This window comes from Blastococcus sp. MG754426, from assembly GCF_021699055.1.
Classification (GTDB): domain Bacteria; phylum Actinomycetota; class Actinomycetes; order Mycobacteriales; family Geodermatophilaceae; genus Blastococcus.
The window spans coordinates 1-2173 of sequence record NZ_SSXC01000147.1; the positions used below are offsets into that span (position 1 = coordinate 1).

At 72.3% G+C, this 2173-nt stretch carries 2 protein-coding genes; both read right to left on the minus strand.

Annotated features, from left to right (window positions below; genetic code table 11):
- Positions 1–1008 carry a sugar phosphate isomerase/epimerase gene (locus tag E9549_RS22650; RefSeq protein WP_236828861.1) on the minus strand — a complete coding sequence of 336 codons (1008 nt, stop codon included), beginning with the start codon at positions 1006–1008 and terminating at the stop codon, positions 1–3.
- On the minus strand, positions 1008–2173 hold a 1166-nt coding region (locus E9549_RS22655), incomplete at its 5' end, for a Gfo/Idh/MocA family protein (protein WP_236828862.1). The genes E9549_RS22650 and E9549_RS22655, both read right to left, overlap by 1 nt.

Genomic DNA, 2173 nt, shown 5'->3' on the forward strand with positions numbered 1-2173 from the left:
TCAGCTGCCGCTGGAGAAGGCGGCGTCGAAGGCGGCCGACGGCGGGTCGAAGGCGAGCCGGCGCACGAACTCCAGCGCCTCGGGGGCGCCGACGAGGCGGTCCATGCCGGCGTCCTCCCACTCCACGGAGATGGGCCCGTCGTAGCCGATGGTGTTGAGCATCCGGAAGCAGGCCTCCCACGGGACGTCGCCGTGCCCGGTGGAGACGAAGTCCCAGCCGCGGCGGGGGTCGGCCCAGGGCAGGTGCGAGCCCATCCGGCCGTTGCGGCCGTTGCCGACCTGCTTCTTGGCGTCCTTGCAGTCCACGTGGTAGATGCGGTCCTTGAAGTCCCACAGGAAGCCGACCGGGTCCAGGTCCTGCCACACGAAGTGCGACGGGTCCCAGTTCAGCCCGAACGCCTCCCGGTGCCCGATCGCCTCCAGGGTGCGCACGGTGGTCCAGTAGTCGTAGGCGATCTCCGAGGGGTGCACCTCGTGGGCGAACCGCACCCCGACCTCGTCGAACACGTCCAGGATCGGGTTCCACCGGTCGGCGAAGTCGGCGTAGCCCTCGTCGATCATCGACTCGGGCACCGGCGGGAACATCGCCACGGTCTTCCAGATCTTGCTGCCGGTGAAGCCCACGACGGTGTCCACGCCCAGCCTGGCCGCCGCGCGGGCGGTCAGCTTCATCTCCTCGGCGGCCCGCTGCCGCACGCCCTCGGGGTCGCCGTCGCCCCACACCCGGGGGTGCACCATGCCGCGGTGCCGCTCGTCGATCGGGTCGTCGCAGACGGCCTGGCCGTTGAGGTGGTTGGAGATGGTCCACACCTTCAGGCCGTGCTCGTCGAGCAGCGCGAGCCTCTCGGCCACGTAGGCGTCGTCGTTCGCGGCGCGCTCGACGTCGAGGTGGTCGCCCCAGCAGGCGATCTCCAGGCCGTCGTAGCCCCACCCGGAGGCCAGCCGGCACATCTCCTCGAAGGGCAGGTCGGCCCACTGGCCGGTGAACAGGGTGACCGGACGGGGCATCAGTTCTCTCCTCGGATCGGGGTCCAGGTCGAGCGGTCCGCGGCGCTGCGCTCGACGGCGTCGAGCACCCGCTGCACCTGCAGGCCGTCGGCGAACGACGGCGCCGGGTCCTCGCCGGCGGCGATGGCGGTGACCAGGTCCACGACCTGGTGGGTGAAGCCGTGCTCGTAGCCCAGGCCGTGCCCGGCCGGCCACCAGGCACCCACGTAGGGGTGCTCGGGCTCGGTGACGATGATCCGGCGGAAGCCGGCGGTCGCGGCGGGCTCGTCGCCGTCGAAGAACTCCAGGACGTTCATGTCCTCGAAGTCGAACGCCAGGCTGCCCCGCGACCCGTTGATCTCGATGCGGATGCCGTTCTTGCGGCCCAGCGCGAACCGGGTGGCCTCGAACACGCCCAGCGCCCCGCCGGTGAACCGGCCCAGGAACACCGCGGCGTCATCCACCGTGACCCGCCCGGTGCCCTCTCCCCCGACGCCGGACAGCGAACCGGCGGACGCGGGCAGCGGCCGCTCGGTCACGAACGTCTCCAGCATCGCGCTGACGCCGGTGAGGGCCTGCCCGGTGATGTGCTGGGTCAGGTCGACGATGTGCGCCCCGATGTCACCCAGCGCCCCGGAGCCGGCCTTGTCCTTCTCCAGCCGCCACGACATCGGCGCGGCCGGATCGGCGATCCAGTCCTGCAGGTACTGCGCCCGCACGTGCCGGATCTCCCCCAGCCGCCCCTCGGCGACCAGCGTGCGGGCCAGCGCCACCGCCGGCACCCGCCGGTAGGTGAACCCGACCATCGACCGCACACCGCGCGCCGCCGCCTTCGCCGCGGCCTCGGCCATCGCCTCGGCCTCGGCCACGGAGTTGGCCAGCGGCTTCTCGCACAGCACGTGCTTGCCGGCCTCCAGCGCGGCGATCGCGATCTCCGCGTGGGTGTTCCCGGGCGTGCAGACGTCGACCAGGTCCACGTCCTCACGCTCGATCACCCGACGCCAGTCGGTCTCGGTGCTCGACCAGCCCAGCCGCTCGGCGGCCGCAGCCACCCCGGCCGGATCACGGCCGGCCAGCACCGCCAGCTCCGGACGCAGCGGCAGGTCGAAGAAATGAGGGGCGGTGCGCCAGGCCTGCGAATGGGCCGCGCCCATGAACGCGTAGCCGACCAGCCCGATGCCGAGGG